The organism is Rhodobacter sp. SY28-1 (assembly GCF_005222785.1).
Lineage (GTDB): Bacteria > Pseudomonadota > Alphaproteobacteria > Rhodobacterales > Rhodobacteraceae > Tabrizicola.
Genome location: NZ_STGH01000001.1, coordinates 1790478 through 1811325 on the forward strand (window position 1 = coordinate 1790478; position 20848 = coordinate 1811325).

A 20848-nucleotide genomic window follows, 5' to 3' on the forward strand; every position below is an offset into this window, starting at 1 on the left:
TCTGGTGATCGACGACCTTACCCTCTCCGAGACCGGGCTGCCTCCGGCGCATGTGGGCCGCATCCTGCTGATCGCCTGCGGGGCCTTGGCGCATGAGATCCTCGCGCTGAAGGCTGCGAATGGCTGGGCGCATCTGGACCTGCAATGCCTGCCCGCGAAGCTGCATCTCTGGCCCGACAAGATCATTCCTGCGGTGGAAGAGGCTGTCGCTGGGGCGCGCGGGGCCTATGAGACGGTCTTCGTCGTCTATGCCGATTGCGGGACGGGGGGGCTCTTGCAGGCGGCCTGCGACAGGCTGGGCGTCGAGATGGTCGAAGGCCCGCACTGCTATGCCTTCTTCGAGGGCAATGCCGTCTTTGCGGCGCGGGCCGAGACCGAGTTCGACGCCTTCTACCTGACCGATTTTCTGGTCCGGCAGTTTGATGCCTTCGTCTGGAAGCCGATGGGTCTGGACCGCCACCCCGAGCTGCGGGACATGTATTTCGGCAATTACCGCAAGCTGGTCTATCAGGCGCAGACGGACGACCCCGCGCTGGATGCGAAGGCCGAGGACTGCGCCCGGCGGCTGGGGCTGGCCTATGAGCGGCGCTTCACCGGTTATGGGGACTTGGCGCTGACGCTGGCCCGCGTGGCGGGTTAGCCAGCGAAATCGGTGATGACCGCGACGCCGGGGGCGGTGGGGCCGTCGAAGGCTTTCAGTTCGTCGGTGGCTTGGGACAAGGCGACCGTCCGCGCGACGATGGGACTGACGTCGATCCTGCCGGTCTCGATCAGGCTGAGGAGCGACGGGTAGCGCCAGGCGGGCATGCCCCTTGTGCCGAAGACCGAGAGCTGGCGCATGTAGAGCGTGTTCATGTCGATCTGCATCTGCGCAGTGTGGCCGACGGGCAGGCCGACCTGGACATGGCGGCCCAAGGGACGCAGGCATTTCAACGAATTGTTGGCGGTGACTTCGATGCCAAGGGCCTCGACGCTGACATGGGCGCCACCCTGGGTCAGGTCGACGATTTTCGCAGCGACGTCGCCATCGCGGGCGTCCAGCGCGGCTTCGGCACCAAGGCTTAGGGCGTGGGAGAGTTTTTCTGGGACGACGTCGACCACGATGACCCGTGCGCCAAGCGCCTTGCCGATCAGCAGGCAGGAGAGTCCGATCCCGCCAGTGCCGTGGACGGCGAGCCATTCGCCCGCTTGCAGGGCGGCGCGGCCGGTCAGGGCATGGAACGCGGTGGTGACACGGCAACCAAGGCCGGCGGCGAGCGCGGCGGAGAGGCTTTCCGGCAGGCGCGTCAGGTTGTGGGCATGCGGAACGCCGACATATTCGGCATAGGCCCCGCGGTCGCCGAAGCCGGGGACGCGCTGGCTGCGGCAGGTGGTGGTCTGGCCCGAGCGGCATTCGGGGCAGTCACCGCAGGCGAGGATGAAGGGGGCAATGACGCGGTCGCCCTTGCGCCATTTGGCCAGCAGTCCGGCCTCGACGACCTCGCCACAGTATTCGTGGCCAGGGATGTCGCCGGGTTTGACCTTGGGGTGTTCGCCCACCCAGCCGTGCCAGTCGCTGCGACAGATGCCGCAGGCGAGGGTCTTCAGGACGACGCCGTCGGGCTCGCAGACCGGGTCGGGGACGGTTTCCAAGCTCAGGGGTTCGCGGTAGGCGCGGAGGACGGCGGCGCGCATTCAGGTTCCTCGATAATGGTTCAGGCAGAAGACCCGGATGGCCGAGGCGAGGCCCTCCTCTCCGCGACGCGCGGCGTCGATTTCGGCGGCGAGGGCGTTGAGGGGGGTGTCGGTTTCGGCGGCGATGGAGCGGAAGGCCTCCCAGAACTCGGGTTCCAGCGAGACGCTGGTGCGGTGGCCATGGAGGGTCAGGGAGTGTTTGGCGGGGCGGGTGGTCATGGGGGGACCGTAGCGCAACGATCGGCGTTGTCACCGGAGTTTTCGAAAACTCCGGTTCGGACCCTTCAAAGGGTCCGGTGCGATTTCTTCGAAGAAATCGCTCAAGCGACTCGGCGGATCGGCTCGCAATTGCAGAAGATCACGAACTGTCCGGCGTTCTCGACCACCGGGAAGCCACGTCGCTTCATTTCGTCCAGGAATGGCCCGCGACCGACGTAGCGTTCTACGTCACGCACTTTCCGGCGAATGACCCCGCCTTCCCGCGCGGCCTGCGACGAAAAGAGATGCGAGATCCACTGATCGGACGACAGAAATTCCGGCATGACTGACATCGGCGCACCTCCTGCCGAAACCCTGCCAAAGCAGGGTTAACAGCTGGTTACTCCGTCTCGAGCTTGTGGCCGTCCAGTTCGCGCGTGGCCTTGTGGGCCCGGGCTTTCTCCAACTCCCGCTCCGCCTTGGTCCGCCCGTGTTTCGCGGCACTCGCATCCGCCTCCGAGCGAGCGGCCTTGCGGGCCGCCTGTTTCTTTGCGGTGCGAAGGTTGACGATCTCGCCCATCAGCCCCCCAAATCAACCTCTGGGGCCGACCATGTCTTCCGGGCGGACGATGCGGTCGAAGGTCTCACCATCGACGAAGCCAAGCGCGATGGCTTCTTCCCGCAGGGTCGTGCCGTTCTTGTGCGCGGTCTTGGCGACCTTCGTGGCGTTGTCATAGCCGATGGTGGGGGCAAGCGCCGTCACCAGCATCAGCGATTCCTTCATCAGCTTCTCGATCCGGGGGATGTTGGCCTGAGTGCCCACCACCATGTTGTCGGTGAAGCTGGACGCCGCATCGCCCAGAAGCTGGATCGACTGCAGCACGTTGTAGGACATCATCGGGTTGTAGACGTTAAGCTCGAAGTGCCCCTGCGACCCGGCGAAGCCCACGGCGGCGTCGTTGCCCATGACATGCGCGCAGACCATGGTCAGCGCCTCGGCCTGGGTCGGGTTGACCTTGCCCGGCATGATCGAGGAGCCGGGCTCGTTTTCCGGCAGGATCAGCTCGCCCAGGCCCGAGCGGGGGCCGGAGCCAAGGAGACGCAGGTCGTTCGCGATCTTGAACAGCGACCCGGCGACGGTCTTCAAGGCGCCCGAGAACATGACCATAGCGTCATGCGCGGCCAGCGCCTCGAACTTGTTCGGGGCGGTAACGAAGGGGAGGTTGGTGATCTTTGCGATCTCGGCGGCGACACGGACATCAAAGCCCACGCGGGTGTTGAGGCCGGTGCCGACGGCGGTGCCGCCTTGCGCGAGTTCATAGATGTGGGGAAGGCACATCTTCACCCGCTCGATCCCGCGGTCGACCTGGGTGGCGTAGCCGGAGAATTCCTGGCCCAGCGTCAAGGGGGTCGCATCCTGCGTATGGGTGCGACCGATCTTGATGATGTCCTTGAATTCGTGGGACTTCGCCCAGAGCGCCTTGGCCAGCTTTTCCAGCCCCGGGATCAGCACGTCGCGGGTGTGCATACCGATGGCGACATGCATCGCGGTGGGGAAGGTGTCGTTCGAGGACTGGCCCATGTTCACATGGTCGTTCGGGTGGACGGGTTTCTTGGAGCCCATCACGCCGCCGAGCATTTCAATGGCGCGGTTCGAGATCACCTCGTTCGCATTCATGTTCGACTGGGTGCCGGACCCCGTCTGCCAGACGACCAGCGGGAAGTTGTCGTCGAACTTGCCCTCGATCACCTCTTGCGCGGCGGCCACGATGGCATTTCCCAGATCGGCGGACAGGTCGCCCTGTGCCATGTTCACCTGCGCGCAGGCGCGCTTGATGACGCCAAGGGCGCGGATGATCGGCACGGGCTGGCGTTCCCAGCCGATGGGGAAGTTGATGATCGACCGCTGGGTCTGCGCGCCCCAGTATTTGTCGGCGGGAACCTCAAGCGGGCCAAAGCTGTCGGTTTCGGTACGGGTCGCGGTCATCGGGGCCTCCTCGCAAGCTCTCGCGCCCCGCATAGCGCCCGGGGGCCGCGAAATCAATTGGCATGCAATGGTATACCGAGAGAAAGCCGCAAATGCCGCAGGGTCAGGCGCGGCGGAAGCGGTAGACGGTGGCGGGTGGCAGGTTGGCCCAGACCTTGTGGCCCTTGTTGACGGTCAGGCCGAGGGCCGAGATCGTCTCGGGCGGAAGGGGCGGGCGCGGACCGTAGGTGAACTGGACGTAGCGGCCGCGCGGGGCGAGGATGGCGAAGGCGGCACTTACGATCCCTTCGCGCACTTCGGGCGGCATCGACAGAAGCGGCAGGCCGGAGATGACGGTGGCGACGCCCGCTGGCACCAGGCGGGCGGCCTCTTGCGCGGGCAACTGGTGGACGGTCACGCCGGGGAACTTCTGCCGCAGGTAGGCGACGAATTCCTCGTCCAGTTCGAACAGGGTGACGTTTTCGGGCGGGACACCGCGGGCCAGGATCGCCTCGGTGAAGCGGCCGGTGCCGGGGCCGAATTCGACCACCGGGCCGCTGGTCGGGCCAAGGCCCAGGGTCATCGCCCGGGCAAGGGTGCGCGAGGACGGCGCAATGGCCGAGACCTGTCGCGGGTTTTTCAGAAGCCGGCGACGGAAGAGGGCAAGATCACTCATCAATGCTTGCGGAACTGGTCGAGCGAAACCACTTCGGCCGCCTGCCGTTCGGGCTCTTCCTCGACCTCGATGTGCTCTTCGTCTTCATCCTCATCGTCCTGCTCCTGGGTTTCGAACCGCAGGCCGAATTCGACCGAGGGGTCGACAAAGGTGCGCAGCGCGTCGAACGGAATCACCATCGGCTCGGGATTGTTGCCGAAGTTCAGGGTTACGCTGAAGCCTTCATCGGTGACGGACAGGTTTTCGAACCAATGCTGCAGGACGACGGTCATCTCGGTCGGGTAGCGTTCCTTCAGCCAATCGGCAATCTGCACGTCGGGATGCGTGGTGTCGAAAGTGATGAAGAAATGATGCGCCCCGGGCAGACCGTGTTCGGCGACCTCGGTCAGCACCGACTGGATCAGGCCCCGCATCGCGCGGTGCATGAGATTGCCATAGTCGATACTGCGTGCCATGGGCGCCGTCCTTTCGCGGTTGAGTTGCAGCATAGGCAATTCGGGGGCCAAGGGAAGGGGCGGATGCCTGCGATCTGCACCGGGGCCTAAAGCAGACCCGCTGCCGCCGAGGCGAGTGCTGAAATCCCCAGCACCGCGGCAAGCGACCAGTGCCGCCACAACAGGGTATAGGTGGCGAAAAGTGCGATGGCCGCCGGGATCAGGCGCAGGCTGGTCGGGTCAGGGGCCAGAAGGCGCAGGGGGCCGAGCGTCAGTTCGGGCAGGTTTGCGAACAGGACGTGCAGGGCAAACCATAGAGAGAGGTTGGCGATCACCCCCACCACCGCTGCGGTGATCGCCGCCAATGCGCCGGACAGGCGCGGCATATGGGTCAGCCGGTCGATGAAAGGCGCGCCGGTGAAGATGAACAGGAACGAGGGGATGAAGGTCATCCAGACGGCGATCGCTGCCCCGGCGAGGCCAAGCTGCCAGCCGCCCGCCTGATGCGCGGCCATGAAGCCCACGAATTCGTTCACCAGAATCAGCGGACCGGGCGTGGTTTCGGCCAGGCCGAGTCCGTCCATCATCTGCTTGAGCGTGAGCCAGCCCTTGTCCTGAACCACCTCCTGCGCCATCCAGGCGAGGACGGCATAGGCCCCGCCGAAGGTGAGGACGGCGAGTTTCGAGAAGAAGATCCCGATTTCGGCGAGGCGTCCGGGCGCGGCGAGGATCAGGGCGCCGAGGGGCGCGAGCCAGATGACCAGCCAGACGGCAGCGGCGCGCAGGGATTGGGCGAGGGCTGCGGGAGGAGCCGGTGCGGCGGGGTCGCGCGTTGCGCTGGCGGTGCGGAAGAAGCCCCAGAGGCCTGCGGCAAGGATGATGACCGGGAAGGGCAGGTCCAGCGCGAAGAGGCCAAGGAATGCGGCGATGGCGATGATGTAGGCCTCGCGCGATTTCAGGGCCCGTTTAGAGACCCGGATCAGCGCCTCGATCACGATGGCGATCACGGCGGCCTGCACGCCGGTAAACAGGGCAGCGATCAGCGGGACCTGTCCGAAAGCGGCGTAGATCAGGCAGAGCGCCAGCACCACAAACGCGCCGGGCAGGACGAAAAGGCCGCCCGCGATGAGGCCACCCTTCACGCCGTGCAGTCGCCAGCCGATCCAGGTGGCCAGCTGCATCGCCTCGGGTCCAGGCAGCAGCATGCAGAACGAAAGCGCGCGGAGGTAGTCCGCCTCGGCCACCCAGCGGCGTTCTTCGAGGATCACCCGGTGCATGAGCGCGATCTGCGCGGCGGGGCCGCCGAAGGACAGGATGCCGATGCGGGCGAATGTGTGGGTCAGATCAGAGAGGGTCGGGTGCGGCGTCACGGTCATTCGGGGCGTCCTGCGGGCCAGTCGTGGCCTTCTTCGTGCCCGTCGCGGGCCCAGCGGTAAAGGGCGTCATACAGGGACAGCCCGGCCCCAAGCTGTTGCAGGTCATCACGAAACATCCGTGACAGTCCGACGGAAAGGGCCAGAAGACCTGCCGCCTGCGGGGCCAGATCGTGCCGGTCGGTATCCGCGCCTCGGACCACGGTGGCCAGCCGGTCGAGCGCCTCGGTGTGCAGCTGGAAGTCGTCGAGCAGGGCGTCGAAGCTGCACCGCTCGCCCCGGTGAGAGAAGGTCACCCCCTCGATGTCGAAGGGGATGGCGCCGAAGCGGTCGGCAACAGCCTCGACCTCGGAGGGGGCGACGAACAGGAAGCGGGCGGTCGGGTCGATGAAACGGCGGATCAGCCATGGACAGGCGATGCGGTCGATCTTCGGGCGGTGGCGGGTGACCCATGGGGTGCCGCGGGTGGGCAGGATGTCGAGCGGAAGCATCGGCAGGCCTGCGGCCTCCCAGCCCAGGGCGCCGCCGTCCAGGACTTCGGCCTGCCAGCCTCTGGTCCGCAACAGGGCGGCCGCGCCTTCCGACAGCTTGCGGCCTTTCATGCAGACCACGATGGCCCGGGCAGGCGGGTCGGCCAGGGTGTCGACGGCGCTGTGTGGAACGACGCGTGCGCCGGGGACAAGCCGCGGCAAGGCCTGCAGGTCTTCGGGCAGGCGGACATCGAGGATGAGGGGCGCTTCGGGGGTGCCGACAAGGCGCATGGCTTGTGCGGGAGTGATCGTGCCGAATTGGGGCATGGGGTGCATCCTTGGTCAAAGGGTCAGGGATGCGACGCTTGGGCCTTGGCCTCACGGGGTGGACGCGAACCCCATGCGGGAAGGGGTAGGCAGTTCAGGTGCCGAGGTCAAGCGTCAGCCGACGGGTTTCGTGAGCTCGCGGAGAAGCTTCAGGCGCAGGGTTTCGGCATAGTCCTGCAAGCCCCGGGCGGTGACGACAAAGCCACCGGGCGTGATGATCCAACGGCGGTAGTAGGTGGTGATGGGGAAGGCTGGGCCTGGCTCTTCGATCGCGATGGCGTTGACCTGGATGCCCGTGTCCATCGCCTCGCCCCGCGCCCGGGCGTCGGTGAAGCCCGCGTTTTCCTGCCCGTCGCCCGAGACGTCGATCACGCGGCGTTTGCAGTCGGGGACGGCGGCGAACTGGGCGGCGGCGAAGCGGAGACCTTCGCCCACCGCGGTGTCCGAACCCGAGAAGGCGCGGGGGATGGCGGCAGCGCGGGCGGCGAAACGGGTGACGTCGCTTTCGGTCAGCATGCGCTGCCAGGGCAAGACCAGCGCCTGTTCGGGGACGCCCGACCACTGGACGACGGCAAGGGCGACCTGGCCCCTGATAAGGGCTTCGGCGACCTCGGGGTCCTGCAGGGCGGTGGCGAGGCCCTCGGTCTGCAGGCGATAGTCGCCACCGTCGACGGAGCCGGACACGTCGATGGACAGGAGGAGCGCCGTCTCGCAGGGAACGGCGGGCTGGGCGGTGAGGCAAAGGAGGAGGGCCGCGCGGAGCATGGGGAAGGATGCGGGCGAGAGGTGCTGTCTGGCAAGCCGCTCGTCGTGCCCTACGGTTCTCGTCGCTTTATGCGATGTGGAGGCGAGATCGAACGAAGAGCGATAAAGGGAAGGTGCAGGTTTCTGTTGCCAGGTACCTGCGAACCCCGCCTTACGGGGCTAACCGCAAGGACTTAGTTTTGGTCTTGCGAGCCGCTTACGCGGCCAGCGCCACCGGAGCACGGTTGTCGTTGGCAACTGTGATCATGGACCGATAACGGTGGTACCTCACCGAGCGAAAGCTGGCCTCTTTGGTCGTTCGTCGATCCTATTTCGGCCCCCTCCTCCCGCAACGAACGGGGTGTTGGTGGAGCCGCCGGGTACCGCCCCCGGGTCCGAGCCGATTATTACAGGTGCGTTTATCGCCATAGACCGGGTTGCCCCGATCAAGAGTGAATATAAGGGTGGGACCGGGGGGGTGCAAGGGCGGCTGTCCGCACAGGACAAACCCAGGGGCCGCAAGGATTCCAAGAGGTTGGGCATAGGCATTCAGGTCCTGTTCACCATGGTAACCCCTAAGGATCAGCCGTCGCCCGCCGCTGCGGCCTCGTCCACCAGCCAGCGCACCTGCGGGTCGTGATCGTTGCGGCGGTGCCAGTAGGCCGAGACGGCGAAGCTGCGCAGGGGCAGGGGCGGCTCGGCCTTCACCAGGCCGAAGCCGGGGGCAAAGGCCGTGGCGATGCGACCGGGAAGGGTGACCAACGCGCCCGAGGCCTGGACGGCGGCCAATGCGGGCAGGAAGGCAGGCAGGCCCAGGATCACCCGACGGCTGCGGCCCTGCCGCTCAAGCTCCAGGTCCATGATGCCGGTCAGGTCCCCGCCGGGCGAGACGAGGACGTGGTCGGCGGCGCAATAGGCGTCAAGGCTGATCCGGGGCGCGTCGGGCAGGGCCTCGGGGCGGCCCGCGACGAGGTAGGTTTCGGTGTAGAGCGCCTGCGCACGGATCGTCTCGGGCGGGTCGGGGAGGAGGCCGAGGAACAGGGTGATCCGGCCTTCGACCAGCGCCTCGACTGCACCCGCGCGACCAAGCGGCAGAAGCGAGAGTGTCAGGCCCGGGGCACGGTCGCGCAGGCGGGCGGCAAGCGCGGGGATCAGCCCGGCCTGCTGGCTGTCCAGCGCCGCGATGCGGATCACGCCCTTGGCCACGGCCGGATCGAAGGCGCGGGCCTGGCCGAGCGCGCCGCGCAGCGCCTCGACCGCCTCGGCGACGGGGCGCTCCAGGGCAAGGGCGGTCGCCGTCGGCTCCATCCCGTGCGGGCGGCGCAGGAACAGGGGGTCGCCAAAGACATCGCGCAGGCGGCGGAGCGCCTGGCTGATCGCGGACTGCGTGAGCCCAAGCTCACCCGCCACGTCCAGCGCCTTGCGGTGCCGGAGGAGGCCAAGGAAGACCAGGAGCAGGGTCAGGTCCAGCCGCCTGAGTTGCGTTTCACTTAAGTCAGACATGAAGCCTATTCGTTTTCTTTTCTGCCACTGCCCGCATATCTGTGGCCGCAAGAGTGAAGCAAGAGGAAAGACGGATGCGGGTCGCGATCATCGGAGCGGGGAACGTCGGGGCGGCCATCACGCGGGGGTTGGCCGGAAAGGGCCATCAGCTGGTGCTGGGCGTCCGCGATCCCGCGAAGCCGGAGGTCGTCGCGCTGACGGCGGCGACGGGGGCGGCGGTGGCTGCGCCGGATCAGGCTGCCAAGGGGGCCGATGTTGTGGTTCTGGCGCTGCCCTGGCGCGTTGCGGAAGCGGCGGTCAGGGCTCTGGGGGACCTGACGGGCAAGGTGGTGATCGACTGCATGAACCCCTTGGGCATGGTCGATGGTGCGCTGGGGTTGATGGTCGGCCACACGACCAGCGGGGCCGAGATGGTGCAGGGCTGGCTGCCGGGCGCGCGCGTCGTGAAGACGCTGAACCAGGTGGGCGCCGAGATCATGGCGAAGAACGATCATCTGCCGCACCGCCCGGTGCAGTTCGTCGCGGGCGACGATACCGCGGCGAAGGAGGCGGCAATGGCCCTGCTGCGCGACCTGGGGTTCGAGCCGCTGGATGCGGGCGGACTGGCCAAGGCGCGGTTGCTCGAGCCCTTCGGGATGGTCTGGATCAATCAGGCGATCCTGCGGGGCAAGGGACGGGATTGGGCCTTCGCCGCGGTCGCGGGCCAGTAAGGGAGAGACGGATGAGCGAGACACTTCACGCATCATGCCACTGTGGCAAGGTGCAGATGACGATCCCGGCGGCCTCGGTGGGCGTGCTGGCCTGCCACTGCGGCGACTGTCAGAAGATGCATGGCAATTTCAATGCCTTCCTGGCCGTTCCTAAGACAGAGGTTGAACTGTCCGGGGCCGATGCGCTGGTGTGGTACCAGTCCTCGGACGCCTCGCGCCGGGCGTTCTGCGGCACCTGCGGAGGACGGGTTCTGAAGGAGGTCACGGCCGCGGGGCGTTGGCTGGTCTCGGCCGGGCTGGTCGACGGACCCACCGGCAAACGCATCATCAAGAACCTGTGGGAGCAGTCGAAGCCGGACTGGTACGACCTGCCGGTCACGGCCCCGTAACCCCCATCCATCCCATGTGACGGACGCCGGGCACAGTCCCGGAACGGGAGAGATTTGTCATGAGCGAGCCTGTCACCATCCTGGTGCGCCGCCGGGTGAAACCGGGACGGGAGGCCGAGTATGAGGCCTGGCTGACCCGGCTGACCGAGGGAGTGGCGCGGGAGTTTCCGGGCTATCTGGGGGCGGAGTTTCACCGGCCCTCGGGCTTTGGCGGCGACTATCGCAGCGTCTTCCGCTTCGACAGACTGGCGGCGCTGGAGCGGTTCGAGGGCTCGGACTTCCGGGCGCGGATGCTGGCGGAAGCGGCGCCGCTTTTTGCTGGCGATGCGGCCTGGGAAAGGCTGACGGGCCTGGAGTTCTGGTTCGACGCGCCGCCGGGGACGAAGGTGCCGCAGCCAAGTCCGCATCGAATGGCACTGGTTCTGGTCGCGGTGGTGTTCGTGCTGGTCCTGATCCTGAACCTTGCCCTGGGACCGTTCATGGCGGGCTGGCCCCTCGTCTTGCGGGTCTTCGTGACTGTGGTGATCCAGGTCGGGCTGATGACCTACCTGATCATGCCGCGTCTGACGCCGCGCATTGCCCGCTTCATCTATCCGAAACCTGCAACCTGAAAGGAGATCCCATGTCCGGGAACATCGACATCCATACCAAGAAACGCGTCCTGATGGTGGCGGCGAACCCGGGGGTGTCGCCCACCACAGGCTGGCCCATCGGGTTCTGGTGGGCAGAACTGACCCACCCCTACTGGACCTTCACCGAGGCGGGCTACGAGGCCGACATCGTCAGCCCGAAGGGCGGCGATCTGGTGGCGGACGGGTTTTCCGACCCGGAGGATGCAAGCGGCTATTCGGCGGCGGATATCCTTTCGCTGGGGTTCAAGAAATCTCCGACCCATGCGGCGCTGCTGAAGGCGACGAAGTCGGTCCATGAGGTCGATCTGGCGGGATACGACGCGATCTTCCTGGCCGGGGGGCAGTCGCCGATGGTGACGATGATCGACGATGCGGAGCTGCACGGGTTCGTGGCACGGGCCTATGAGGCGGGGAAGGTGGTGGCGATCGTCTGCCACGGAACCTGCGTGCTGTTGAAAACTCGGTTGTCGAACGGGGAACTGCTGGTCAAGGGCAAGACCTGGACCGGGTTCGCCAACAGCGAGGAGGCCTTCGCGGACAGCTTTGTCGGCAAGCGGATCCAGCCGTTCTGGATCGAGGAGGAGGCGCGGAAGATCGAGGGGACGAATTTCATCGTGCAGGGCATGTTCAAACCCTTCGCGGTGCGGGACGGGAACCTGATCACGGGGCAGCAGCAGAACTCGGGCGCAGCGGCGGCAGAGCTGGTGGTGGCGACGCTGGGGCGGTGAGTGTCCACGGTGGACAAACGCTGATGGTATAAGGAAAACAGTGGCTTGGCCGCGGGCGTTAAGGATCTGGAAAGGTCTGTCCGCGGCCCTAGACCTCGATGAAACTGGCAGGTTGGCGGTCGAGCGCAATGGCGCGGGCGGCCTGGTCGGCGAGCCCGATCCCGGCCTGGTTCATCGTCTGGTAGATGTGGTCGGCCCCCGCAGTCTTGAGGCGCAGGACATGCTCTTCGTACAGCGCATGTGAGACGATCGGGCCGCGGAAGCCCTTGGCACGCAGCGCGTGGGCGGCGCTTTCCTTGGCCTCGATACTGTCCATAGCAAGGATCACGCCCTCGATGCCTGGCAGGCGCAACCCGCGCCAGAAACCTGCATCCTCGACATCGGCAAATAGCACCCGGCGCCCGGCGGCGACATGGGCCTGCACGCGGTAGGTGTCGGCGTCGATGCCGACGGCGCTGAGATGCGGGGTGATCTGGTCGTAGGCGGCAGTGCCGGTGCGGCCCATGCCGAGGATCAGGACTGACGCTGTGCCAAGATCGGTCGGAAGCTCGTCGCGGTGGACGCGGCGGGCCTCGAATCCCTTGAGATGGGGTTCCAGGCGGATGAACAGCCGGTCGGCAAAGCGGTCGAGGGGGGCAGCGAAAACGAAGGAGAGACTTACGGCAAGGGCGAGGGGCACCAGCCAGTCCGGCAGGACCGTCGCGGCGACAATCAGGCTGAACTCGCTGTAGGCTGTGAGGTTGAGGGCGGTCAGGAAGGCGGTCCGGGCGCGCAGGCGGAACGACAGGAGAAGGGCGAAGAAGAGCGCGCCCTTCAAGGGCAGGAGGAGGGTGAGGACCAGCGCGAGGATCAGGTCCTGCATCCCCGGCAGACCGGACATGCCGATCTGCAGGAAGAAGCCCACCAGGAACAGCTCCTTTAGGCCCCAGAGCGAATCGGAAAGCTCCTTGGCGCGATTGTGGGTGGACAGGAGGAGTCCGATCACCAGTGCGCCGATTTCGGCCCCGAGACCCACGGCCTGGAACCCCGCCCCACCCGCGACTATGGCCAAGAGCATCCCGGCGAGGATAAGAAGCTCATCGTGGCCGGAGATGTCGAGAAGCCAGTGCAGGACGGGACGCAGGACGGGGAGGGTGGCGAGAAGGGCAAGCGCCCAGGGCGAAGGGGCCTGGCCGCTGTACAGCGACAGGACCGCCAGCGCGACGATGTCCTGGACGACGAGGATGCCGATGGCGGTGCGACCGTAGAAGGCGCCGATGTCGCGTTTGGCCTCCAGCACCTTGGCCGAGAAAACGGTGGAGGAGAAGGAGAGGACCACGCCGAGGAGGAGGGCCGTGGGCCAGTCGAGGCGGAGGAAGACGACCAGACCAAGGGAGAAGACGGCCGTGGTGATCGCGGAATGGATGAGGGCGGTGCCAAAGACCTGGGGCTGGGCGAGTTGGCCGAGGCGGAGCTTGAGGCCGACCGCGAAGAGAAGGAGAAGGACGCCAAGGTGGGCGACGTGGTCCAGAATCTCGCCGGTCTTGTCAGGCAGGCCGAGGGCGGGGCCGACCGCGTGGATGGCAAAGCCTGCCGCCAGGAACCCCACGAGCGGCGGCAGGCCCAGCCGGCGCACGGCAAGGCCGAAGGTGAAGGCGAAGCTGAGGGCGATGACTTCGAACATGGACGACCGGGCTGGGGCACCCCGAGGCTTAGAGGGGACAGGCGAGGGGCGCAACCGGGCCTTCCGGGGTTCGGGCGGGCCTTCGCCAAGGAAGATGGATGTTTGGCTGAAGTGCGGTCTTCGATGCCGGAAAGCTTGCAGGGCTTGAAAGCAAAACGCCCGGGGTTTCCCCCGGGCGTCTGTCTTGCAGAACCGTCGGAATCAGAAGCCCGACTTGATGAGCTCGAATTCCTCGATCATGCGGTCGCGGAGTTCGGTCGTGGGCGGCGACTGCACGAAGAGGGGCGTGGTCACCGGGTCGACATAGGCCGCGGCCAGCGCTTCGGCCGGGATCTCGGCCATCGCGGCATCGTTGGCGAGCGCATAGCCGATCGCGTCGAGGAGCGGCTGGGCCGAGGAATGGGCCAGGATCGAGTTCATATAGTCGTAGGCCTTGTCCTCGTTGCCGGGGGCGTCCTTCATGTTGACCATGCCGCAGTACCAGGTCGCGGCACCCTCGGCGGCAGCGCGGTTGAAGCCGACGGGGAAGTTTTCCGCCTGCAGGATCGCGACGGGGTCGTTCCAGGACCAGGCGACCTGAACCTCGCCCGAGGCCATCAGCTGCGACAGTTCCGAGGGGTCGGACCAGTAGGCGCGGACGTTCGGGTGGACTTTGCGCAGCCAGTCGGCGGCGGCGGTGAACTGCTCGTCGGTCACATTGTCCCAGGACGTGACGCCGGTGGCCATGAACGCAAGCGACCAGACGTCATCGGTGTTGTCGGGCATCGAGATGCGGCCGGCATATTTCTCGTTGGTGAAGACCTGGACCGAGGCAACGTCCTCGGCCGGAACCGTCTCGGCGTTGTAGGCGATGGCGGTGTAGGCGTAGTCGGTCGGGATGAACCAGACGCCCTGGTCATTGGTGAAGGGCTCGTGCATCCGCGCGGGGATGTTGGCGAATTCCGGAATCTTGGAGGTATCCCACGGCTCGATCAGGCCGGCGTCGATGTAGCGGGGAACGGCGGCGGCGCAGGGGTGGACCACGTCGGCCTTGAAGCCGGAGGAGACCTTCTGGAACGCCTCGTCATCATCGGCGAAGAACACGTAGGACGGTTTCTGGCCGTGCTTGTCGACATAGGGCTGCAGCATCCCGTCGATTTCCCAGCCGGCCCAGTCGAGCACGGTCAGGTCGGGATCGGCGGCGCGAGCCGAGACGGAAAGCGCCAGGACCGAAGCGGCGCTGAGGATTGCGAGGCTTTTGCGGGACATGAGTTCTCCTCTGCGAGACATGCGGACGACGCGGTGGGCCGCCCGATGTTCTTTTCTGGTATGATGACGCGGCCCCCTCGGCGCGCCCTGAGGAAAAAGTGGCGAGGCGCGTTCGAAAGGACAAGGGGAATCTGCGGGATTTTGCAGCCTTTGCCGCAGAAAACGGCACAAATTCGGGTGACCTTGCGTCAGGTTGCCCGATTGACGGGCGGTTGGGAGCGGGCTCCAGGGGTTGCGGGCGCAGGGCAGGGCGGATAGCGTTGCCGTCGATGCCGGGGTGAACCCCGGCTCTGGCCTTCGGAGAGACATCCGGGGGTCTGGCTGGAAGACCTGCCGCAGACCGGGACCCTCCCGCACTGCGTGCGGGCCACCCGCCCTGCGGCCCCAACATGGAGCCGTAAGCCTTGGCGCTTGATCTTGATTTCGTCCGTTCGCAGTTTCCGGCGTTTACCTCGCCTGTCCTGTCGTCCCATGCCTTCTTTGAAAACGCGGGCGGGAGCTACCCTTGCCTGCAGGTGGTGGACCGGCTGACGCGGTTCTACCGGGACCGGAAGGTGCAGCCCTATGGGCCCTATCCGGGGGCGCAGGCGGGGGGTGCGGAGATGGACGAGGCGCGGACGCGGCTTGCCGCGATGATGGGCGTCGCGCGGGAAGAGGTGTCGTTCGGGCCGTCCACTTCGGCAAACACATACGTCTTGGCGCAGGCGGTGCGGAAGTGGCTGGCGGGCACGGGCGGGGCCGTGGTGGTGACGAACCAGGACCACGAGGCGAACTCGGGCGTCTGGCGGCGGCTGGCCGAGGAGGGGATCGAGGTCCGGGAGTGGAAGATCGACCGGGCGACGGGGTCTCTGGACCTGGAGACGCTGGATGCGGCTCTGGCGGATGGGAAGGTGAAGCTGGTCTGTTTCCCGCATTGTTCGAACGTCATCGCCGAGATCAACGACGTGGCGGCGGTCTGCGCGATGGCCAAGGCGGCGGGGGCGCGGACGGTGGTGGATGGGGTGAGCTATGCACCGCACGGGTTCCCGGATATCCCTGCGCTGGGCTGCGATGTTTACCTGTTCTCGGCCTACAAGACCTACGGGCCGCATCAGGGGATCATGGTGTTGCGCGAGGGCTTCGGGATGGAACTGCCGGGGCAGGCGCATTTCTTCAACCATGGGGTCTTGTACAAGCGGCATACGCCGGCGGGGCCGGACCATGCGCAGATCGCGGCCTGTGCGGGGATGGCGGATTACATCGATGCGCTGGCCGAGCGGCATGGGATTTCGGGCGATCCGGCGGCGCGGAACCGGGGCGTGCATGACCTGATGCGGGCGCAGGAAGTGGCGGTGATCCAGCCGTTGCTCGACTATCTGGGGCAGCGGAACGATGTGCGGTTGCTTGGTCCCCGCGATGCGGGGCGGCGGGCGCCGACGGTGGCGGTGGAATTGGACCGGGCGGCAGAGCCGGTGTCGGAGGAATTGGGCCGCAACGGGATCGCCTGCTGGGCGGGGGATTTCTATGCGGTGCGGCCCCTGGAGGCGATGGGGATCGACCGCGACAAGGGTGTGCTGCGGATGTCGGCGGTGCATTATACCAGCGCCGAGGAAGTGGCGCGGCTGATCGCGGCCCTGGACCGGGTGCTGTAGGGTCAGCCAAGCGGAGCGCTGGCGCGCAAGCCTTTGCGTTTGTCCCTTGTGCGTGAAGAACGCACAAGGGACGGCGTTGGGGGGGGGCCACCCGTGCCTCTGATCTCTCGAACCAAGGGCGAAACCAACGGCACCCCTCGAGAGTATTTGGAACATGGGCAAGAACATATTGACCCTGCCGCTATCGGCCTAGGTTGATGCTGCGCAACAAGGGCTGGGGAATGTCCGATAAACCGTTGATCTTGTGGTTCCGCCGGGACTTGCGGCTTGGGGACCAGCCGATGCTGGCGGCGGCGGTGGCCTCGGGGCGGCCATTGCTGCCGGTGTTCATCCTGGACCCGGAGACCGAGGCGCTGGGCGCGGCGCCGAAGTGGCGGCTGGGGCTGGCGATCGCGGCGTTTGCCCGGTCGCTGGAAGGCCTGGGCGCGCGGCTGATTCTTCGGCGTGGGCCCGCCTTGGATGTCTTGCAGGCCTTGGTGGCCGAAACCGGAGCCGGCGGGGTCTGGTGGTCGCGGCTGTATGATCCGGCCTCGGTCGCGCGGGATACGGGCGTCAAGGCGGCGCTGAAGGGTGAAGGGCTCGAAGCGCGGTCCTTTGCCGGCCATCTGTTGCACGAGCCTTGGGAGATCGAGACCGGGCAGGGCGGGTTCTATCGGGTGTTCACGCCGTACTGGAAAGCTGCGCGCGGGCTGGAGGTGTCTGCGCCCGAGGCTGCGCCTAGGGCGGTGCGGGGGGTGGAAGGGTGGCCCGTCTCGGACCGGCTGGAGGAGTGGCGGTTGGGGGCGGCGATGAACCGGGGAGGCGCGGTCGTCGCCCGGTATCAGGCAGTGGGCGAGGTAGCGGCGCGTTCAAGGCTGCATGCGTTTCTGGATGGGCCGGTTCAGCGCTACAGCGAGATGCGGGATTTTCCGGGGGTGGCTGGTACCTCGCGGCTGTCCGAGAACCTGACCTATGGCGAGATCGGCATCCGCGAGGTCTGGCATGCGGGCCTGCGGGCGCGGGATGAGGGCAAGGCGGGGGCGGAGAGCTTTCTGCGGGAACTGGCCTGGCGGGAGTTCAGCTATCACCTGATGCATCACACTCCCCACATCACCAGCGGGAACTGGAAGCCGGAATGGGACGCTTTCCCGTGGCGCGGCGAAAGTGCCGCGGTGGAGCGGTGGCGGCAGGGGATGACCGGCGAGCCGTTCGTCGATGCGGGCCTGCGCGAGATGTATGTCACGGGCACGATGCACAACCGGGTGCGGATGATCGTGGGAAGTTACCTGACGAAGCACCTTCTGACGCATTGGAAGTTGGGCCTGGACTGGTTCGCCGACTGCCTGACTGACTGGGACCCGGCGGCGAATGCGATGGGCTGGCAATGGGTTGCGGGGTCAGGGCCAGATGCCGCGCCCTATTTCCGGGTGTTCAATCCGGCGGGGCAGGCCGAGAAGTTCGACGCCGATGCGCGCTATCGCCGCCGGTTCATCGCGGAACTGTCGAAGAACCCCGGGCCGGAGGCCCTGGCCTATTTCGACGCGGTGCCACGGTCCTGGGGGCTGCGGCCCGACCAGGCCTATCCGAAGCCGGTCGTGGACCTGGCCGAGGGCCGGGCGGCTGCCCTTGCGGCATATGGGGCACGAAATGCTTGAGGAACGCATCACCTTTGGTGAAAGTGTTTGCAATAACGACCCTGGGGGTGGGCCGATGGACGTGTTGACGACGGTGAAGGGGCAGCCGGACCTGCCGCGCTATTTCGCGACCGCGTTCGAGACGGCGGGGCGGCTGGGTGAGGGCCGGCTGGACTTTGTGCTGCCCGACGGGCGCCGGTTCCGGATCGAGGGCCGGGTGCCGGGGATCGTGGCCGAGATCCAGGTGGTGAACCCTGATCTCTTCGCCCGCTTGGTGCGCGAGGGGGACTTGGGCTTTTGCGATGCCTATCTGGACGGCTGGTGGACGACGCCGGACCTGCAGGCCTTCCTTGACCTGATCCAGCGGCCCGCGAACAACATCGTGGGTGACGGATTCCCGGGCCTGGGTCTGATCCGCGCCTATGAACGGATGCGGTTCTGGCTGCAGTCCAACTCCAAGCGCCAGGCGAAGAAGAACATCCAGTACCATTATGACCTGGGGAACGAGTTCTACCGGCTGTGGCTGGACGACACGATGACCTACTCCTCGGCGATCTTCGCAAATCCGCAGGAAAGCCTGGAGACCGCGCAGCGCCGGAAATATGCGAGCATGGTCGACCAGATGGGCGCTCAGGCCGGCGATCATGTGCTGGAGATCGGATGCGGCTGGGGGGGCTTTGCGGAATATGCGGCGAAGGAGCGGGGCCTGCGTGTCACGGGCCTGACGATCAGCCAGGCGCAGCATGACTATGCGGTGGAGCGGATCGCCAAGGCGGGGCTGTCGGACCGGGTGCAGATCAAGCTGCAAGATTACCGGGACGAGCAGGGCAGCTACGATGGGATCGCCAGCATCGAGATGTTCGAGGCGGTGGGCGAGAAGTACTGGCCGGTCTATTTCGATACGCTGCGCAACCGGCTGAAACCGGGACGGCATGCGACCTTGCAGATCATCACCATCGCCGATGCGCGCTGGCACCTGTACCGCAAGGGCGTGGACTTCATCCAGAAATACATCTTCCCGGGCGGGATGCTGCCCGCGCCGTCCGTGCTGCGGGCCGAGGTGGAGAAGGCGGGGCTGCGGGTGAAGGGGTCGATCGAGTTCGGCGAGAGCTACAGCCTGACCCTGCGGCGCTGGCACGAGACCTTTGCCGACCGCTGGGGCGAGGTGAAGAAACTGGGGTTTGACGACCGTTTCAAGCGGATGTGGGATTTCTACCTCGCCTCTTGCGCGGGGGCGTTTCAGGGTGGAAACTGCGACGTGACGCAGATCACGGTGACGCGTCCGAACTGAGGACTTTGGAATGGCAAGCAAAATGCCGACCGGCGCCAAGCTGATGGCCGCGGTCTGTTTCGCGGTCGTAGGCTTCGTCATGGCGAATTACTACGCCATGAACATGCCGGATGCCTCCTCGGCCGGGCCGATCCGCGAAGGGGCCGCGGTGGTGGGGGCGATCATCGGCTGGTGGGTGATGGGACCGACGGTCGGCAAGGGCTATGTCGAGGCCGCGGGAGCCGGAATCAAGACGGCGGTGATCCTGGCGGTGGCGGCGCTGTTTCTGCTGGCGATGCGCGAAATGCTCGAGAACTCGGTCAAGATGCGGTATGACACGGCGCTGGAGGCGATCCTGGACGTGTTCCAGACGATGGCGACGCGGTCACAGGCCATGGTGTCGCTGGGGGTGTTCGGGACGATCCTTCTGGGCGGCATCGTCGCTGGCCTGTTGACCGAGAACGCGGCACGCCGCTGGAAGTGATCTGATGTCAGTGTCGGAGGACTGGCCGGAGGCGCTTTGGTCAGTCGTGCTGGGCGAGGATGCGGGTCTTGGTGACGCGCGCGCCGTGTTCTTTGCCCGGGTGATGCCGCCGGATGCGATAAGGGCGGATGCCGAGGGATTGGCGCTTGCAGGGCTGGTGATGCAGGCCTTTGGCCGTCTGTCCCCAGAGGTCGTGGCGCGGCGTCTGCCGTCGCTGCGGGTCGAGGCGGCCAGCCGGGTCAGGGCAGCGGGTGCGCCGGTTGCTGGTCTGCGGCTGGGGACGGGGGAGGTGGCTTCGGGTCCGCCCGACCCGGCCCATGCCGGGTTCTTTGCGGTGAACCGGCACCAGTTGAGGCATCGGCGTTTTGACGGCGGGATGAGCGATCTGCTGACGCGGGAAGTCTTTGTCGTGGGCGATGCGGTCACGGTCCTGCCCTATGACCCGGTCCGGGACCGGGTTCTTCTGATCGAGCAGTTCCGGATGGGTCCGTTCGGGCGGGGGGACCCTTTGCCCTGGCAGCTCGAGGCCATCGCGGGCCGGATCGACCCGGGCGAGAGCCCGGAAGATGCCGCCCGGCGCGAGGCGGTGGAGGAGGCGGGGCTGGTGCTGGGCCGCCTGGAGAAGGTGGCTGAATATTACCCGACGCCGGGGGCGGTGGCGGAGTTTCTCTATTCCTACGTCGCGCTGTGCGACCTGCCCGATGGGGTGGCGGGGGTCTTCGGCGCGGCGGAGGAGGGCGAGGACATCAAGGGACATCTCTTGTCCTTTGGCCGGTTGGTCGAGGTGATGGCGTCAGGCGAGATCGGGAATGCGCCGTTGCTGTTGACTGTGCTTTGGCTGCAGCGCGAGCGGGCGCGGTTGCGCGGGTAGGGGCGGTGGGCAGATTGCCCACCTTACGCGTGCGCCACATTCTGGAAGGCCGTCTTCTGTACCCGACCCCGGAGGGTTTCACACCCTCCGGACCTCCCGTGGAGTATTTCTGAAAAGAGCAAACCTACAAATTCAGCCCGACCCACGCCCCATTCCGTTCGGACGACCTGACGCAGGCATCGACGAATGCGACGCCTTCGAGGCCTTCCCTCAGGCCGGGGAATGTGGTGCCGTCGGGGACGGG

At 66.5% G+C, this 20848-nt stretch carries 23 protein-coding genes and 1 other RNA gene; 10 read left to right on the forward strand and 14 right to left on the reverse strand.

Annotation, left to right across the window (positions count from 1 at the left end):
* Position 1 precedes the first annotated feature (1 nt).
* Complete coding sequence (locus E8M84_RS08875; RefSeq protein ID WP_137110753.1) at positions 2-640, forward strand: DUF1638 domain-containing protein; 639 nt, start codon at positions 2-4, stop codon at positions 638-640.
* On the opposite strand, the gene E8M84_RS08880 is transcribed toward E8M84_RS08875, so the two are convergent.
* The 12 genes from E8M84_RS08880 to E8M84_RS08935 form a co-directional block, all read right to left on the reverse strand.
* Positions 637-1674, reverse strand: a complete 1038-nt coding sequence (locus E8M84_RS08880) for a zinc-dependent alcohol dehydrogenase family protein (RefSeq protein WP_137110754.1) — start codon at positions 1672-1674, stop codon at positions 637-639. The two genes, E8M84_RS08875 and E8M84_RS08880, sit on opposite strands and share 4 nt — an antisense overlap.
* The gene (locus E8M84_RS08885) at positions 1675-1893 is read right to left on the reverse strand and encodes a ribbon-helix-helix domain-containing protein (RefSeq protein WP_137110755.1); all 219 of its coding nucleotides are present in this window, start codon (positions 1891-1893) and stop codon (positions 1675-1677) included.
* 101 nt (positions 1894-1994) lie between these two features.
* Positions 1995-2225, reverse strand: a complete 231-nt coding sequence (locus E8M84_RS08890; protein ID WP_137110756.1) for an N-(5'-phosphoribosyl)anthranilate isomerase — start codon at positions 2223-2225, stop codon at positions 1995-1997.
* A 47-nt stretch (positions 2226-2272) separates the two neighbouring features.
* Positions 2273-2452 (reverse strand): DUF4169 family protein, encoded by a 180-nt coding sequence (locus tag E8M84_RS08895; protein ID WP_137110757.1) that lies wholly within the window; start codon positions 2450-2452, stop codon positions 2273-2275.
* 12 nt (positions 2453-2464) lie between these two features.
* Complete coding sequence (fumC, locus tag E8M84_RS08900; protein WP_137110758.1) at positions 2465-3859, reverse strand: class II fumarate hydratase; 1395 nt, start codon at positions 3857-3859, stop codon at positions 2465-2467.
* Positions 3860-3962: 103 nt separating this feature from the next.
* Positions 3963-4514 (reverse strand): class I SAM-dependent methyltransferase, encoded by a 552-nt coding sequence (locus E8M84_RS08905; protein ID WP_137110759.1) that lies wholly within the window; start codon positions 4512-4514, stop codon positions 3963-3965.
* Positions 4514-4969, reverse strand: coding sequence for an SspB family protein (locus tag E8M84_RS08910; RefSeq protein ID WP_137110760.1), 456 nt, complete (start codon positions 4967-4969; stop codon positions 4514-4516). The genes E8M84_RS08905 and E8M84_RS08910 overlap by 1 nt, the downstream gene beginning before the upstream one ends.
* 86 nt (positions 4970-5055) lie before the next feature.
* Positions 5056-6324 carry a chromate efflux transporter gene (gene chrA / locus E8M84_RS08915; protein WP_137110761.1) on the reverse strand — a complete coding sequence of 423 codons (1269 nt, stop codon included), beginning with the start codon at positions 6322-6324 and terminating at the stop codon, positions 5056-5058.
* Entirely contained in the window at positions 6321-7118 is a 798-nt protein-coding gene (locus E8M84_RS08920; protein WP_137110762.1) for a sulfurtransferase/chromate resistance protein, read from the reverse strand. The genes chrA and E8M84_RS08920 overlap by 4 nt, the downstream gene beginning before the upstream one ends.
* Before the next feature lie 114 nt (positions 7119-7232).
* The gene (locus E8M84_RS08925; protein ID WP_137110763.1) at positions 7233-7883 is read right to left on the reverse strand and encodes a DUF1194 domain-containing protein; all 651 of its coding nucleotides are present in this window, start codon (positions 7881-7883) and stop codon (positions 7233-7235) included.
* Between the two features lie 112 nt (positions 7884-7995).
* Positions 7996-8350, reverse strand: a transfer-messenger RNA (tmRNA) gene (gene ssrA, locus E8M84_RS08930).
* 94 nt (positions 8351-8444) lie between these two features.
* Entirely contained in the window at positions 8445-9365 is a 921-nt protein-coding gene (locus tag E8M84_RS08935; RefSeq protein ID WP_137110764.1) for a LysR family transcriptional regulator, read from the reverse strand.
* Between the two features lie 74 nt (positions 9366-9439).
* On the opposite strand from E8M84_RS08935, the gene E8M84_RS08940 reads away from it, so the two are divergent.
* From E8M84_RS08940 to E8M84_RS08955, 4 genes are read left to right on the forward strand one after another with little or no spacing between them, the layout of a single operon-like run.
* Positions 9440-10075 (forward strand): NAD(P)-binding domain-containing protein, encoded by a 636-nt coding sequence (locus E8M84_RS08940; RefSeq protein WP_137110765.1) that lies wholly within the window; start codon positions 9440-9442, stop codon positions 10073-10075.
* Between the two features lie 11 nt (positions 10076-10086).
* A complete protein-coding gene (locus E8M84_RS08945; protein ID WP_137110766.1) occupies positions 10087-10464 on the forward strand; it encodes a GFA family protein in 378 nt (125 codons plus the stop codon).
* Between the two features lie 59 nt (positions 10465-10523).
* Positions 10524-11075, forward strand: a complete 552-nt coding sequence (locus tag E8M84_RS08950) for an antibiotic biosynthesis monooxygenase (protein WP_137110767.1) — start codon at positions 10524-10526, stop codon at positions 11073-11075.
* A gap of 11 nt (positions 11076-11086) precedes the next feature.
* A complete protein-coding gene (locus tag E8M84_RS08955) occupies positions 11087-11824 on the forward strand; it encodes a type 1 glutamine amidotransferase domain-containing protein (protein ID WP_137110768.1) in 738 nt (245 codons plus the stop codon).
* An 88-nt stretch (positions 11825-11912) separates the two neighbouring features.
* Here the strand turns inward: E8M84_RS08955 and E8M84_RS08960 are convergent, their stop codons facing one another.
* Entirely contained in the window at positions 11913-13487 is a 1575-nt protein-coding gene (locus E8M84_RS08960; protein WP_137110769.1) for a cation:proton antiporter, read from the reverse strand.
* Positions 13488-13688: 201 nt separating this feature from the next.
* Entirely contained in the window at positions 13689-14735 is a 1047-nt protein-coding gene (locus tag E8M84_RS08965) for a PotD/PotF family extracellular solute-binding protein (protein ID WP_137110770.1), read from the reverse strand.
* Positions 14736-15139: 404 nt separating this feature from the next.
* On the opposite strand from E8M84_RS08965, the gene E8M84_RS08970 reads away from it, so the two are divergent.
* From E8M84_RS08970 to E8M84_RS08990, 5 genes are all read left to right on the forward strand, one after another.
* Positions 15140-16366 carry an aminotransferase class V-fold PLP-dependent enzyme gene (locus tag E8M84_RS08970; RefSeq protein ID WP_137110771.1) on the forward strand — a complete coding sequence of 409 codons (1227 nt, stop codon included), beginning with the start codon at positions 15140-15142 and terminating at the stop codon, positions 16364-16366.
* Positions 16367-16587: 221 nt separating this feature from the next.
* Positions 16588-18000 carry a deoxyribodipyrimidine photo-lyase gene (locus E8M84_RS08975; RefSeq protein WP_137110772.1) on the forward strand — a complete coding sequence of 471 codons (1413 nt, stop codon included), beginning with the start codon at positions 16588-16590 and terminating at the stop codon, positions 17998-18000.
* A gap of 55 nt (positions 18001-18055) precedes the next feature.
* Positions 18056-19270, forward strand: a complete 1215-nt coding sequence (locus E8M84_RS08980) for a cyclopropane-fatty-acyl-phospholipid synthase family protein (protein WP_137110773.1) — start codon at positions 18056-18058, stop codon at positions 19268-19270.
* A gap of 10 nt (positions 19271-19280) precedes the next feature.
* Complete coding sequence (locus E8M84_RS08985) at positions 19281-19733, forward strand: TrgA family protein (RefSeq protein WP_137110774.1); 453 nt, start codon at positions 19281-19283, stop codon at positions 19731-19733.
* 4 nt (positions 19734-19737) lie between these two features.
* On the forward strand, positions 19738-20604 hold the full coding sequence (locus E8M84_RS08990; RefSeq protein ID WP_137110775.1) for an NUDIX domain-containing protein: 867 nt from the start codon (positions 19738-19740) through the stop codon (positions 20602-20604).
* The last annotated feature ends 244 nt before the right edge of the window (positions 20605-20848 follow it).